At 58.9% G+C, this 13321-nt stretch carries 12 protein-coding genes; 6 read left to right on the plus strand and 6 right to left on the minus strand.

The annotated features are described in order from the left end of the window. Positions 1 to 151 precede the first annotated feature (151 nt). Genes AC3WK5_RS21430 through AC3WK5_RS21440 form a run of 3 tightly spaced genes read left to right on the plus strand, consistent with a single transcriptional unit; the run spans position 152 to position 3717 of the window. Positions 152 to 811 (plus strand): paraquat-inducible protein A, encoded by a 660-nt coding sequence (locus AC3WK5_RS21430; protein ID WP_103318377.1) that lies wholly within the window; start codon positions 152 to 154, stop codon positions 809 to 811. After that, complete coding sequence (locus AC3WK5_RS21435) at positions 798 to 1421, plus strand: paraquat-inducible protein A (protein ID WP_019693707.1); 624 nt, start codon at positions 798 to 800, stop codon at positions 1419 to 1421. The genes AC3WK5_RS21430 and AC3WK5_RS21435 overlap by 14 nt, the downstream gene beginning before the upstream one ends. Then, the gene (locus AC3WK5_RS21440) at positions 1414 to 3717 is read left to right on the plus strand and encodes a PqiB family protein (RefSeq protein WP_103318379.1); all 2304 of its coding nucleotides are present in this window, start codon (positions 1414 to 1416) and stop codon (positions 3715 to 3717) included. The genes AC3WK5_RS21435 and AC3WK5_RS21440 overlap by 8 nt, the downstream gene beginning before the upstream one ends. A 75-nt stretch (positions 3718 to 3792) precedes the next feature. Here AC3WK5_RS21440 and mksF read toward each other — a convergent pair whose 3' ends face one another. Genes mksF through mksB form a run of 3 tightly spaced genes read right to left on the minus strand, consistent with a single transcriptional unit; the run spans position 3793 to position 8598 of the window. Further along, positions 3793 to 6633, minus strand: a complete 2841-nt coding sequence (mksF, locus tag AC3WK5_RS21445; RefSeq protein ID WP_103318381.1) for an Mks condensin complex protein MksF — start codon at positions 6631 to 6633, stop codon at positions 3793 to 3795. Beyond that, positions 6630 to 7331, minus strand: coding sequence for an Mks condensin complex protein MksE (gene mksE / locus AC3WK5_RS21450; RefSeq protein ID WP_103318383.1), 702 nt, complete (start codon positions 7329 to 7331; stop codon positions 6630 to 6632). Before mksE ends, mksF begins: the two co-directional genes overlap by 4 nt. After that, entirely contained in the window at positions 7321 to 8598 is a 1278-nt protein-coding gene (mksB, locus tag AC3WK5_RS21455) for an Mks condensin complex protein MksB (protein WP_054598235.1), read from the minus strand. Before mksB ends, mksE begins: the two co-directional genes overlap by 11 nt. 218 nt (positions 8599 to 8816) lie before the next feature. Here mksB and AC3WK5_RS21460 point away from each other — a divergent pair, with 218 nt between their 5' ends. Together AC3WK5_RS21460 and rimI are read left to right on the plus strand one after the other, a co-directional pair. Next, a complete protein-coding gene (locus AC3WK5_RS21460; RefSeq protein ID WP_103318385.1) occupies positions 8817 to 9563 on the plus strand; it encodes an energy transducer TonB in 747 nt (248 codons plus the stop codon). Continuing rightward, a complete protein-coding gene (gene rimI, locus AC3WK5_RS21465; protein ID WP_054595585.1) occupies positions 9556 to 10008 on the plus strand; it encodes a ribosomal protein S18-alanine N-acetyltransferase in 453 nt (150 codons plus the stop codon). The genes AC3WK5_RS21460 and rimI overlap by 8 nt, the downstream gene beginning before the upstream one ends. Positions 10009 to 10167: 159 nt before the next feature. Here rimI and AC3WK5_RS21470 read toward each other — a convergent pair whose 3' ends face one another. Continuing rightward, positions 10168 to 10569, minus strand: a complete 402-nt coding sequence (locus AC3WK5_RS21470; protein ID WP_103318387.1) for a serine kinase/phosphatase — start codon at positions 10567 to 10569, stop codon at positions 10168 to 10170. A 150-nt stretch (positions 10570 to 10719) separates the two neighbouring features. Between AC3WK5_RS21470 and can the strand changes: the two genes are divergently transcribed. Beyond that, the gene (can, locus tag AC3WK5_RS21475; RefSeq protein WP_103318388.1) at positions 10720 to 11364 is read left to right on the plus strand and encodes a carbonate dehydratase; all 645 of its coding nucleotides are present in this window, start codon (positions 10720 to 10722) and stop codon (positions 11362 to 11364) included. Positions 11365 to 11385: 21 nt separating this feature from the next. Here the strand turns inward: can and AC3WK5_RS21480 are convergent, their stop codons facing one another. Continuing rightward, on the minus strand, positions 11386 to 11907 hold the full coding sequence (locus tag AC3WK5_RS21480) for an SET domain-containing protein (RefSeq protein ID WP_103318389.1): 522 nt from the start codon (positions 11905 to 11907) through the stop codon (positions 11386 to 11388). Positions 11908 to 12089: 182 nt separating this feature from the next. After that, positions 12090 to 13256 (minus strand): hypothetical protein, encoded by a 1167-nt coding sequence (locus AC3WK5_RS21485; RefSeq protein WP_103318391.1) that lies wholly within the window; start codon positions 13254 to 13256, stop codon positions 12090 to 12092. Between the last annotated feature and the right edge of the window lie 65 nt (positions 13257 to 13321).

Below are 13321 nucleotides of genomic sequence, written 5' to 3' on the forward strand. Positions count from 1 at the left end.
AAGATTAAATTCCGAAACCCCAATTGCGAAAGCAGTTGGGGTTTTGTTTTGCCTGCGAGAAAGTTGATTCCGGAATCCGGACAAATTTGCACAGTTATTTCTCGGCCAGAACACTAGAATAGGCCGGTCATTTTCAGAGCCCGAGCCCTTTATGCCAGATTCGGTTGACGCCCCAGGGCTGTCAGATTTACCGCTGGACGACTTGGTGGCGTGTCATGAGTGCGATTTACTGATGCGCAAGCCGCAACTCGCTCATGGCGAGAAAGCCCTATGTCCACGCTGTGGTTATGAGCTCTATGCCCACCGGCACAATGTCGTGGAACGTAGCCTCGCCTTAGTGATCGCCGCGCTGCTGTTGTATGTTCCGGCGAATTTTTTACCCATCATGCAACTCCATCTACTCGGGCAGTCGTCGCACGACACTGTCTGGAGTGGCGTTGTTGGCCTATTCGATACCGGGATGCAAGGCGTAGCGGTAGTGGTGTTTCTGTGCAGCATGGGAATCCCGTTGCTCAAGTTGCTCTGTCAGTTGTTGGTACTGCTGAGCGTTCGTTTTGATATAGGGCGCAGCTACGGCTTGCTGCTCTATCGCATTTATCACCATCTACGCGACTGGGGAATGCTCGAGGTCTATTTGATGGGCGTGCTGGTGGCCATCGTCAAACTGGCAGACCTTGCGTCGATAACGGTTGGCGTGGGTCTGGTGTGCTTTATCAGTTTGCTGTTGGTACAGGTATTACTTGAGGTAGTGATGTCGCCTCATCAGATCTGGCAAGCGCTGTCAGGAGAGGATGCTCATGCGGGCAATTGATGCAGGCATTCTGATTTGTATCGAATGCCATGAGCTGAACAAGCAGGAACCGGACACCGACGAGCAGACATGTACTCGCTGTGGAGCACTGGTCCATGCGCGTCGCCCCAATAGTTTGATGCGCACCTGGGCGTTGCTGATTACCGCGGCGATTCTCTATATACCCGCTAATGTGTTGCCGATCATGACCGTCAGTACATTAGGACAGGGTGAAGGCGATACCATCATGTCCGGCGTGATCACCCTGGTTCAGCACGGGATGTTTCCGATTGCTGCCGTGGTGTTTGTCGCCAGTATTCTGGTACCGACCTTCAAATTGGTGGGCATCGCATTGCTGTTGTTTTCGGTACAGCGGCGTCAGCCTTTATCCGCACGGCAACGTATCGTGATGTATCGGTTTATCGAGTTCATTGGTCGATGGTCAATGCTGGATATTTTCGTGATAGCCATTCTGGTGGCGGTGGTGAACTTTGGTCGACTTGCCAGTATCGAGGCGAATCTCGGTGCGGTGGCCTTCGCCAGTGTGGTGATTTTAACAATGCTTGCTGCAGTAACTTTCGATCCCCGACTGATTTGGGATAACACGGAGTCGGACGACGACCATGACTGATTTGCCTAAAGCTAAAACTCGACCGGCCTCGAACTGGTCGGCCATTTGGGTTCTGCCCCTGATCGCCTTGATGATTGGCGGATGGCTGGGCTGGCGTGCCTACAATGAGACCGGCATCGAGGTTCAGGTTCGCTTCGAAAGTGGCGAAGGCATTCAGGTCAACAAGACCGAAGTTGTCTACAAAGGCATGCCGGTCGGCAAGGTAAAAAGCCTGGCGCTGGATGACGAGGGAAAAACCCGCGGGGTTATCGCTACCATCGAAATGAACAAGGACGTCGAACAGTACCTGAAGACCAGCACGCGCTTCTGGCTGGTTAAGCCGAGCGTCACCCTGGCCGGGATTACTGGCCTGGAAACGCTGGTTTCAGGTAACTACGTGGCGATCAGCCCGGGTGAGGGTGAGCCAAGCCGCAAGTTCACCGCCTTGACCAAAGAGCCACCGCTGTCTGACTCCAAGCCAGGCTTGCACTTGACCATCAAGGCTGATCGTCTGGGTTCCCTGAACCGTGGCAGTCCGGTGTTCTATAAGCAGATCCAGGTTGGCCAGGTGAAAAGCTACCTGCTGTCCGAAGACCAGAGCACCGTCGAGATCAAAGTCTTTATCGAGCCTACCTACGCCAACCTGGTGCGCAAACATACGCGTTTCTGGAATGCCAGCGGGATCAGCATTGACGCCAACCTGTCAGGGGTGAAAGTGCGCAGCGAGTCGCTGGCCAGTATCGTTGCGGGCGGTATCGCCTTCGCCACGCCGGACAACCGCAAAGACAGCCCGCCCACCGATCCAAGCTTGCCGTTTCGTCTCTATGAAGACTTCGACGCCGCTCAGGCCGGTATTCGTGTCAAAGTGAAACTCAGCGACTTCGAAGGCCTGCAGGCCGGCCGCACACCCGTGATGTACAAAGGCATCCAGGTCGGTAACCTGAAAGCGCTCAAGATCGACCCGGACTTGTCCAGTGCCACGGCCGAGCTGACCCTTGATCCACTGGCCGAGGATTATCTGGTGACCGGGACCCAGTTCTGGGTGGTCAAACCTTCAATCTCGCTGGCCGGGATCACCGGGTTGGAGGCGTTGGTCAAAGGTAACTACATTGCCGTGCGCCCAGGCGACAAGGGCGGCGCGCCGCAACGTGAATTTGAAGCCCGGCCGAAGCCGCCGCCGCTGGATCTGCGTTCTCCAGGTCTGCACCTGGTGCTGTTCACCGAAAACCTCGGTTCGCTGGAAGTCGGGAGTCCGATTCTCTACAAGCAGGTCAAGGTCGGGTCGGTGCAGAGCTATCAGTTCTCTCGAACCAAAAAGCAGTTGGTCATCGGTGTACACATCGAGAAGGAGTACGAAGGACTGGTCAACGCCTCGACGCGATTCTGGAACGCCAGCGGAATTACCTTGACTGGTGGCCTCACCGGCGGGATTCAGGTCAAAAGCGAATCCCTGCAAAGCCTGATGGCCGGTGGTATTGCGTTCGAAACACCGAAAGCTACGGCGCCGTTGCAGAAGCGGATTCCGCGTTTTCGCTTGTTCGCCAACCGTGAGGAGGCGAGCCAGAAAGGCGCCGTGGTCACGATCAAGGTCGATCGTGCCGACGGTTTGCGCACCGGCACGCCGATTCGCTTCAAAGGTCTGGATGTCGGCAAGGTAGAAAACGTCGACCTCAGTGATGATCTGCAATCGGTGTTGCTCACCGCACGCATCACTGAAGTGCCGGAGCGCATTGCTCGAGTCGGCAGCCAGTTCTGGGTGGTCAAGCCGGAATTGGGCCTGATCAAAACGTCCAACCTGGAAACCCTGGTCTCCGGGCAATACATCGAGGTTCAGCCCGCCGCGAAAAACCTTGGTCCACAGAAAAATTTCGTGGCACTGGCCAATCCTCCAGAGTCTGTCAAGGAAGAGGCCGGTCTGAGTCTGGTGTTGAGCGCCGCTCGCCGTGGTTCGCTGAAAACCGGCGTGCCGGTGACTTATCGTGAAATCACCGTCGGCAAAGTCACCGGCTATGAACTGGGTCAAACGGCGGATCGCGTGTTGGTCCACATCCTGATCGAGCCGAAGTACGCGCCGTTGGTACGCAGCGGAACACGTTTCTGGAACACCAGCGGCTTTGGCCTGGACTTCGGGCTGTTCAAAGGCGCAACGGTGCGGACCGAGTCGCTGGAGACGCTGATCCAGGGCGGCATTGCGTTCGCTACTCCGGAAGGAGATCGCATGGGCAGTCCGGCACGGCCCGAGCAGACCTTCCCGCTTTTCGACAAGTTCGAAGATGAATGGCTGACCTGGGCGCCGAAGATTTCCCTCGGTAAATAACTCGCAACGGCAACCATAAAAAAGGCCGCGATCCATTGGATCGCGGCCTTTTTCGTTACGACGCCGGTAAAAGGATCAGACCTCGTCCAGTTCCGGTTCAGTCGACTCAACGTTGACTGTCGCCTTCACCTCGTCATGCCGGCGAATGTACTTCCAGTCCGCCTCGTCGATGTAGATACCCTGCGGCCCGCTGCCACCTTCCAGGTCGATGGCGACGCTGGCGCAGACCTGCGGCTTCACACTGGCGAGGATCGGTACGAAGCCCAGCTGCAAGCTGGTTTCCAGCAAGGCGGCCTGGTTTTTCTCGTCGATGTCCGCGGCCTCGTCGAGGTAGTACGGCAAACGTACACGCCCGGCCTGGTCGCGATCCATCAAGTGCAGCAACAAGTACATGTTGGTCAGCGCCTTGATGGTCATGGTGGTGCCGTTGGACGCCGCGCCATCGATGTCGGTGTGAATCACCGGCTGGCCGTTGACCTTGGTGATTTCGAATGCCAGTTCGAACAGGTCCTTCAGGCCCAACTGGTTGTGGTTCGCAGCCACCAACCGTGCCAGGTATTCCTTGGCTTCTTCGTTCTTGTTGTCCTGATCGGCACTTTGACTCAGGTCGAACACCGACAGGGTTTCGCCTTCCTCATACTGACCTGCGCTGTGGATGATCTGGTCGATGTGCTTGAGGGCTTCCTTGTTCGGCGCCAGCACGATGCGGAAGCTTTGCAGGTTGGAGACCTGACGTTTGTTGATCTCGCGGTTGAACAGCGCCAGTTGGTGTTCAAGGCTGTCGTAGTCGCTGCGAATGTTGCGCAGGGTCCGGGCTATGTCGGTGACCGCTGCACGGCGGGCCTTGCCGAGGGTCAGGGCTTCGTCGGTGCGGTGCGCGTAAGCGTTGATCAACAATTGCAGGCGACGCTCGACATCGTCTTCGCTGTCGAACTTGGCCACGCCCTTGAGACGAACCTGCGCGTAAAGCGCTTCAATCTGCCCGTCGACACGCAGCAGGCCTTGCCAGCTGTCCTGATAGTCATTGAGCAGCGGCAGCAGGTTGTCCATGGAATCGTCGATCGGGTCCATGAACGGCGTACCGAACGGCAAGTCTGCCGGCAACAGCTGCCGGCGGCGCAGGGCATCGTCGAGAGTGCGTTGCTTGGCTTCCATGTCGCCGATCTGCCGGCCGACCAGTTGCAGCTTGGCCGACAGTTGCTGGACGCGTTCGGTGAAGGCGTCGCTGGAACGCTTCAACTCGTCCTGCGCAGCTTCCATTTGAGCCAGCTGCTCCAGCTTGTCGCCTTCCTCGGCGCTCAGGGTTTGCGAGCGGCGGAAGTCTTCCAGGGCTTTTTGCGCATCCAGCACTTGTTGGTACAGCGCTTCGGTCTGGGTCTTGCTGGCCGCGCGGTCCGCCACGACGGCCGCTTGGGTTTTCAGTTGCTTGAGTTCTTTGTCCAGACGGTCTTTCTGGTCACGCAGCGCGGCGCGGTCGGCCAGGGCTTGCAGGGCCGGTGGTTCGATGTGCGACAGGTCGATGGACAGGCCCGGCACTTCGAAGCGCTCGCCTTTGAAGCCGTCGAGGATCAGCTCCATGGATTTGACCCACTGGCCGTCTTCGTCCAGGGCAATGCCATGTTCGCCCAGCGGCAAGCTGAACAGCGCACTGTTGAACAGACGCATCAGGCGTTCGACGTCCTGTTGCGAGAACTCTTCGCGCAAGCGGGCGTAGCTATTGTTGTCGGCGTGATCGAGTTGCTGCTTGACCGACTTCAGGCGTTTTTCCAGATCCCGCAGACGCTCTTCGAGGTCTTCGGCACTGAATTGACGGGACTGTGCCAGCGCACCGGCCAATTCATCGTGTGCGTCCTTGGCGGCGAGCAGTTGCTGTTCAAGCACCTTGACGTCGTCGACCAGGGCGAAGCGATGCTTGAGCACCGACAACTCGCCCAGCCAGCGCTGGATGCCGGTGATTTCGCGCTCCAGGCGCATCAGTTCCTGAGTACCGCCGCGCTGATCGTTTTGCAGTGCGTCCTGCTCGTTGCGGTAGTGTTCGGCCTGAATCGTCAGCTCTTCCTTGCGCGCGCTGGCGTAGTCCGACCAGGTGCCGAGCAACGAGTCGAGCAACGGTGAGATGCGGTGCAACTTGCCGCGCAGGATGTTGCGCTGGGTCACGCCGGCAGCAAGCGCTTCGACCAACGGGCCGGCGGTGACCAGCGAGTTGTAATCCTGCTCCATGCGGCGCACGTCGCGGAAGGCTTCTTCGCAGGCGGCAATGTAATCGACACTGCCGGAACGCAGGCTGTGTTCAAAGGCATCGAGGAACAGTTGCTTGAGCTTGGCCGCAGTGATTTCGCGCATGTGCAGCAGGTTGATGAACAGTGCGCGGAAGGTTTTCAGGCTCTGCTCGCTGGTGGAGCGCAGTGGAATCAGCGTCAGGTCCAACGGGACCGACGTGTGGCCACCGACCAGCAAGCGGCGCAGTTCATCCGGTTTGAGTTCGTAGGCTTTCAGGCCTTCGCGCTCAAGGTTGGTGAACAGCTCTTTCTGGCGCAGGCAGGTGTCGTTTTTCTGGTAATGGGCCAGGTCCAGTTTGCCCGCGTAGGCGAAAAACTGGTGACCGAAACCACCGCCCGGGCCACGTCCGACCACACCAATCACGTGGGGGCCGTGGGGCAGGGCGACTTCGACCAGGATGTAACTGGTGTCGGTGGCGAAATAGAAACGCCGCGATTGTTCCAGGCTGTACTTGCCGAAGCTCATGTCCGACATGCGCGCCAGGATCGGGAACTGCAAGGCGTTGATCGAGGCGGATTTACCGAGGTTGTTCGCGCCGTAGACCGACAGCGGCTCTTCCAGCGGGAACAGACCGAGGCTGTAGCCGGCGGTGTTCAAAAGGGCAAAGCGGCGGATGCCGTAGCGTTCCTTGCTCATGCGTCGAGCTCCTGTTCTTCGGCAATGGCACGGGCCAGCGCATCTTCTTCGCTGTCTTCGGCAAAGTCACTGAGGTCCAGCGGATCATCGGTTTTCAGCAGTTTTTCGTCGCTGTCGTCATCGATCAGCACTGGCACCGGCAATGGCAGCACGCTGTGCAAGCTGGCGGCCAGGTCGCGGTCTTGCTGGACCGACAGGCAAACGTCGAGGAAACGGTGCATCGGCGGCAGGAAACGGTAGATGCCGTTCTCTTCGCTGGCGAACCCGAGCTGGGTCATGCGGCGCATGATCTTTTCTTCGAGTTCTTCGACGGTCTGCACTTCGGCCTGAATGAACAGGTCGCGGTATTTTTCCAGCAACGACGGCAGTTCATCGCGACCGAGGCTGCCGCCATCGAGGACGGCAATCGGATCGCGGCCCTGGTCGGCCAGATGCTCGACAAGGATGAAGGTGAACAGTGCCAAGCGCTGGGCGGTCTTGTTCACCGCCGCAGCGGCGAGGTCCGGCACAAAGTAGTAGAAACCACGGGTGTCGCAGACCAGTTCAAACCCCAGGGCCTTGAACAGCGTGCGGTACTGGTCCTGAAAGTTCGACAGCTGCGCGTAGAGTTCAGGATCGCGACGGCTGACGTGGTAGCCCTTGAACAGCTCGCGAAAGATCGGCGCCAGCTGAGACAGTTCGGATAGATCAAGATGCATTAGATGTGCTCGCAGAATTCTCGGGCGCGTCATCGCGGGCCGAGAGCAGGGCGAAGGAGCGCAGGCTGACCTGATGCTCGTGAGTGTGGTAATCGCGGCGTTCCAGGCGCTCGCGCTTGAAGCGTTTTTCCCGTGATAGACGGGAGAACCAGTACAGCAACTCGTCGGTCGCGCCGTCCGGTTCCTGTTCCAGCAGCCAGGTCATCAAGTCCGGCATCGGCAGCGCGTCTTCGCAGCGCTCGAGCATTTCCCGAACGGTGCGCGGTGCCCGTGGGGCTTCGCCTTTTTGGGTTTTGTGGGCCTTGGGGAAACGTGCCGGTTTTGGCTCGAAACGCGCCAGTGCATAAACGTAGGCTTCGACCTGGCTGGCGCTGCCGAGGAAGGTACTTTGCGGGCGGGTGAACATCGGCATCGCCGCTTGTGGCACTGCGTCGATGCCCTTGCGGCGGATCATCGACAGTGCCAGCGCCGCGCCACGGGTTACGGCGTTGTGCCGACGGGCCTCTTCACGCAGCGGCAGCAACAGCTCGCGAGCATGACGCAAGGTCAGTTGGGCGCTGGTCTGCATTTCGAGGATGCGCGCGTGGGTGCGCAGCAGCATGTCGTCGTCGACCAGGTGGCCGAGGCGCTGTTGTTCGCTGAGCATGCGCAGCAGCACGTTTTCAACCTTGCGCACGCCTTGCTCGAAGGCGCCGTCGGCGTTGACCAACTGAATCATCGGCTCGACGTATTCGTCCCACGTCGCCAGCACTTCGGCATAACGCTGACGCAGCGGAATCTGCCGGTCGCTGGTCTTGGCCCGTTCGGCAACGGCCACCAGGGCTTGTTCGTCGTTGGCGAGTTTTTTCAGGACATCGCGCACGCGCATGTCGAGCAAACGCAGCTGGCGTGCCAGATCATTGCCGTCGCGGATGTCGAAAGCGTCCTGAATGTAACCGGCCAGCCGCTCCAGATGGCGCAGGTAGGCTTCGATTTCCAGGCACAGGCCCAGACGGTGCTCACGGCGCAGGTAGGCGAGGAAGTCGTGAATCTGCGCGTTGAGCTCAAAACGGTTCGGGCTTTTGGCCACCGGAACCAGAATGTCGAGGCGGATCCACACGTCCAGCAGGCTGGTGATGTCCTGTGGCGTGCTGTCCAGTTGCTGGGCGGCCAGCTGTGAGCGCAGTTCGTTGAGGCTCAGGGTGCCTTGGTCGAAGTGCTCGCACAAAGGCTCCAGAAGTGCCCAGTGTTCGGCGAGGGCGCGCAAGACGCGCTTGGGTTCGATCATTGGAATGGCCGGCTGGTTGGCGATTAAAAGCAGCGATTGTACTGCATCACGTGCGATGGGAATCACTCTCGAGGCATCGACGGGACGGACAGTCGCTTTTCTATCGATCAACTGCGGGCGATCTTGAGCGAAGGGCGGTAGAATCCCTGCACTATCCGTTATCCACAAGTGGCCGACCTTTGCTTATCGAGTCCCGTCGCCGCGCCTATTTGACCGCTATGCAGGTGGTCAACTGGCTGCCGCGCACCGAATTGCCCTTTGCCGCACCGTCGCGGCCCGAGCTGCTGGAAGCGCCGGAGCCGTTGGTCGAGACGCCGATTGCGCCGCCTCAGGTCGCGAAAGCTGCCGTAGAGCCTGTGGCCAAGCCGGCCGAACGGGTCAAGGTCGAAGTGCCGCGCCTGACGCCTTCGGTTGCGCGCCCAGCGAGCAAGCCGGTCGAGGACGCCGAAGACGCACCGGTCGTGGCCAAGGCGCCGCAGGTGCCGCCGCCGCGTTTTGCCCTGCAATTGTTGCGGGCCGGCCGTTGCCTGCTGCTGGTGGAGTTACCCACAGGCGGTGCGTTCCAGACTCGCGATCCGGCCTACTTGCTGCTCAAGGACATGCTGCGCGCCGCCGGTCTGCCGGACAGCCCGCAAATTGTCGGCGAACCGGTCCGCTGGCCGCTGCTGGTACGCGGAACGATGGATCAGGGCCCGGAAGCTGCCCGCGATTTCGTTCAAGGGTTCCTTTCGGCTCGCCTGGAAGACGCGCCTTGCGTGTGCCTGTGGTTGATCGGCCTGCCGGCGGTGCGTTTTGCCGGTGAGGCAAATGCTGAAGCCTACAACCGCGAACTTCAGGTTGAAGGCCTGGGGTCGGTCTGGGCGCTGCCCGGCCTGGAATTATTAATGGAAGAGCCACAGCGTAAGGCTGATGCCTGGCAAGCCATGCGTCGGCTGATGGCGCGTTGGAAAGAATCGAATGAGTGACGCTGTATCGTTCCGCCCGATGACTGAAGCGGATTTGGACGCTGTACTGAAAATCGAATACGCGGCGTTCAGCCATCCCTGGACCCGTGGGATTTTTCTTGATGGTCTGGGCAAATACCAGATCTGGCTGATGTTCGAAGGTCAGCAACAGGTTGGCCACGGTGTGGTGCAGATCATCCTTGATGAGGCGCATCTGCTGAACATCACGGTCAAACCGGAAAATCAGGGGCGCGGGCTTGGTTTGAGGCTGCTTGAGCACTTGATGTCCCGTGCCTATGAAGCCAAAGCCCGGGAGTGTTTCCTGGAAGTGCGCGACAGCAATCAGGCGGCATTCCGTCTGTATGAGCGTTATGGTTTCAATGAAGTCGGTCGCCGTCGCGATTACTACCCGGCGGTGGGTGGGCGTGAAGATGCAGTCGTCATGGCCTGCACATTGGTGGATTGATACATAACCATTGTGGCGAGGGAGCTTGCTCCCGCCGGCCAGTCCGCGCTCGGGCGAAGCAGTTGTAAAATCGGCTAACGCGCTCTTTCTGATAAATCGCGGTTGCTGATTTCAGGGCCGATTCTCGACCCAACGGGAGCAAGCTCCCTCGCCACAGGATTACCGATTGCCATCAACCGGATCGCGCTCTGCCAGTTCCGCCTCATCCAGCCCGTTGCCGCCGCCGATTTCGTCCTCATCGACAATGCTCAAGTCCCAATCGGCGCTGAAGTCTTCTCCTGCTTCATGAGCGTCACGGGCACCATCTTCGCGGATCAGGTTTTCCGGGCTCATGTCGTCGTCAATGGGGTCGTCGTCTGCCGCGGTCCCGCCCGTGCCTTTTTCACGTACGCGTTCGCTGGGCATTTGTTGCTCACGCTCGTGCTCGCGGGTCAGGCCACCGATGGTCTCGCCGGGTTCTTCTTCATCGAAATCCAGTTCGCGCATTGAGCCCATGCGGTCTTCGTTGTCGTCGATAGGCTCGGGTTGAACCGCGCCGTAAGGACGTCGTGAATCAGTCATGGAAATTCCTCATAATGTGGGGCCTTATAGGGTGGACAGGCGTTATCCTTAAAGATTCCAAGGCATTTCTGTTCGGCTACTGCAACATCCGCGTGACCCCGACGGGCGGTTGTCTGTCAAAGCAACGCACCATTCTTGAGGCTTCAGAGCATGAACGAATTACAAGATCTGATTGATAACAACGCGCGTTGGGCCGATGCGATCAATCAGGAAGATCCTGAGTTTTTCGCCAAACTGGCCCGCCAGCAAACCCCTGAATACCTGTGGATCGGTTGCTCCGACGCACGCGTACCGGCCAACGAAATCGTCGGCATGCTGCCTGGCGACCTGTTCGTGCACCGTAACGTTGCCAACGTGGTACTGCACACCGACCTCAATTGCCTGTCGGTGATTCAGTACGCAGTGGACGTGCTCAAGGTCAAACACATCCTGGTCACCGGCCATTACGGTTGCGGCGGTGTGCGCGCCTCGATGCAGGACCGCCAGTTGGGCCTGATCGACGGCTGGCTGCGCTCGATTCGCGATCTTTATTACGAACACCGCGAAGAGCTTGGTCAATTGCCGACTGAAGAAGAGCGGGTCGACCGTCTCTGCGAACTCAACGTGATCCAGCAAGTGGCCAATGTCGGTCATACCAGCATTGTGCAAAATGCCTGGCACCGTGGGCAGAGCCTGTCGGTCCATGGTTGCATCTACGGGATCAAGGACGGTCGCTGGAAGAGCCTGAACGCGACCATCAGCGGTTTCGAGCAACTGCCGCCGCAATACCGTTTGCGTCCGGTCGGTGCCTTGTAAACGGCGCTGAGCCTCCGTTTATCAGGGGTTATGTCGATGCCAGTGTTGCAAGAACCTCTGGCCTTCGGCGTTTGGTGGATCATTGTGGCCGGTGATCCAGCCACGGCAGTCGGGCGAGCAGCACTGACAGGCGAACTGACGCGTCAGCTTCTCTTCAGTGCTGGCGTAGTCCATGCACAGCACAGTGCCGGGCACGATGTCCTTCAGCGCCCATAAACACAGTTCGCTCATGTCGAGAAAAACGTTAGGGTCGCAGGAATGCAGCAGTAGTCCGGAAAAAAACGGGTCGTAGACGTGGATACCTGGCGCCAGTTGCAGGGTATGCAAACGGCGGGTATGGATCAGCAGTCCCGATACCCGACAGATGCGACTGATGCGCAGGTAATCGCGCTGTGCCGTGATGGCTGCGCCGCGCCCATCGTCAGTCTGGATAACCGTGAAGTGAGCTCTGGAGGGGTAACCCTGGCTGACTCTGAGTTCTTTGTTCGGGTAAATGCAGTTGCTCGACAGCGTAGCTGCGTTGTCCCTGGCCTGGGGCTTCATAACGATCCTTGTTCATTGGGCGCTGCGACCACCGGAGGCTGGCGATCCTGCCAGCCCTGCAGCACATGGGTACGCTTAAAGAGTCTCGCAAATGAAACAGAGGGTCTACTGTCAGATCTGACAGGCGATAGAGGCTGCCTGCTGCGTCAGCGAATACTTACGCAGCAAGCGTGTCCGCAGGATTACAGGTGCGATGTAGCCAGTGCGGGTGCAGGCACTTTCAACTGGTCCAGTTGGGGTTTGATGTCAGGGGCCGAACACTTGTCTGCAGCTTGTTTGGGCGTCAGATTGCGGATCGAGGCGTAGAACAGCTCGCAGGTTTTCTCCTTCTGGGCCACTTGCCAGGTTTGCGTGCAGGTGTTGAGTTGTGTACTCGGGTCACCGGCGGGTTTGCTGCCCATCCCTGCTTGCCAGCAAGCCGCACTCAAGTCCTGGCCCATCACCTTCAAACCCGCTGCATCGGCTTTGGCCTGATCGTTGTCATAGTTCGCCGGGTCGGCCGCATACCAGATGTAGCTGGGATGGTTAGAGCCCAGTACCGGTACCTTCACGCCCGGGGTTGGGCTGATTTGTGCCAGCCCCAACACGGACACGCTCTGTCCATACTGCTCCTTGACCCAGTTACGCACCGGTGCACCGAACGCCACCATAGGTAAGGTCACGCCGTTGGCGGTCTGGCTGAATTGCTTGACCAGGGTGGTCTGGTAGTCCTTGAAATAGCCGTAGACGCCCATAAGGTCATTGCCGGCGGTGGCGGGAGCGGCAATCGGCGCGATATCGATAATGGTCTGGTAGGCCGGTGTTTGTTCGGCAGCGATACCGTTGGCGGTCAGCAGCGTCGCCCAGCGGTCGGTGGTCTTCGATTCCAGGTAGTCCTGGGCCTGGGTCAGCGAATAGTCCGGTGGAAAGTGCAGCAGCTCGACGCTTTTGCGGTTTTCCAGCGCCATGCCCAAGGGCAGGAACAGGTACCAGTTGTATGCCCACTTGCCGTCGGCGTTCAGTTTGTTGGCGCCGGCGTGGGCCAGATCCCCGGCATCGAGCAATGCAGTCAACGGTTTTGCGTAGTCCTTTGGCACGCCGCTGATGTTTGCATAGAGTTGATTGTTATCGGTTTTCACCTGGACTTTTGCCGTGGTGTAGCCGTCCCGCTGAACGCTTTGGGTCAGGTAGTGTTCGACCGTTTGCTCCAGCGTCCAGTCGCGATAGCAAATCACGTTGCAGTTGTTGGGGTAGGCGAACAGCTGCGTTACCCGTTCGGTACTGCCCAGTTTCAGGTCGGTATCGGCGTGGGCGGTAGCGCCCAAGGTAAGGGCGGCGAGGGTGAGGCTCAATCCTGCGAGTTTGAACATGCTCAGATCCTTTTCAGCGTGGGTCCCCGGAAGCGAGGGCGGTTACATACTGAAACCACTTGCGT

The sequence above is a fragment of the Pseudomonas sp. FW306-02-D09B genome (assembly GCF_058782685.1).

Coding starts and splice junctions, on each gene's coding strand:
- mksE (WP_103318383.1), bottom strand. CDS start 7,331: ATGCATCTTGATCTATCCGAACTGTCTCAGCTGGCGCCGATCTTTCGC.
- AC3WK5_RS21485 (WP_103318391.1), bottom strand. CDS start 13,256: ATGTTCAAACTCGCAGGATTGAGCCTCACCCTCGCCGCCCTTACCTTG.
- can (WP_103318388.1), top strand. CDS start 10,720: ATGAACGAATTACAAGATCTGATTGATAACAACGCGCGTTGGGCCGAT.
- AC3WK5_RS21480 (WP_103318389.1), bottom strand. CDS start 11,907: ATGAAGCCCCAGGCCAGGGACAACGCAGCTACGCTGTCGAGCAACTGC.
- AC3WK5_RS21470 (WP_103318387.1), bottom strand. CDS start 10,569: ATGACTGATTCACGACGTCCTTACGGCGCGGTTCAACCCGAGCCTATC.
- AC3WK5_RS21440 (WP_103318379.1), top strand. CDS start 1,414: ATGACTGATTTGCCTAAAGCTAAAACTCGACCGGCCTCGAACTGGTCG.
- mksB (WP_054598235.1), bottom strand. CDS start 8,598: ATGATCGAACCCAAGCGCGTCTTGCGCGCCCTCGCCGAACACTGGGCA.
- AC3WK5_RS21460 (WP_103318385.1), top strand. CDS start 8,817: ATGCAGGTGGTCAACTGGCTGCCGCGCACCGAATTGCCCTTTGCCGCA.
- rimI (WP_054595585.1), top strand. CDS start 9,556: ATGAGTGACGCTGTATCGTTCCGCCCGATGACTGAAGCGGATTTGGAC.
- AC3WK5_RS21430 (WP_103318377.1), top strand. CDS start 152: ATGCCAGATTCGGTTGACGCCCCAGGGCTGTCAGATTTACCGCTGGAC.
- mksF (WP_103318381.1), bottom strand. CDS start 6,633: ATGAGCAAGGAACGCTACGGCATCCGCCGCTTTGCCCTTTTGAACACC.
- AC3WK5_RS21435 (WP_019693707.1), top strand. CDS start 798: ATGCGGGCAATTGATGCAGGCATTCTGATTTGTATCGAATGCCATGAG.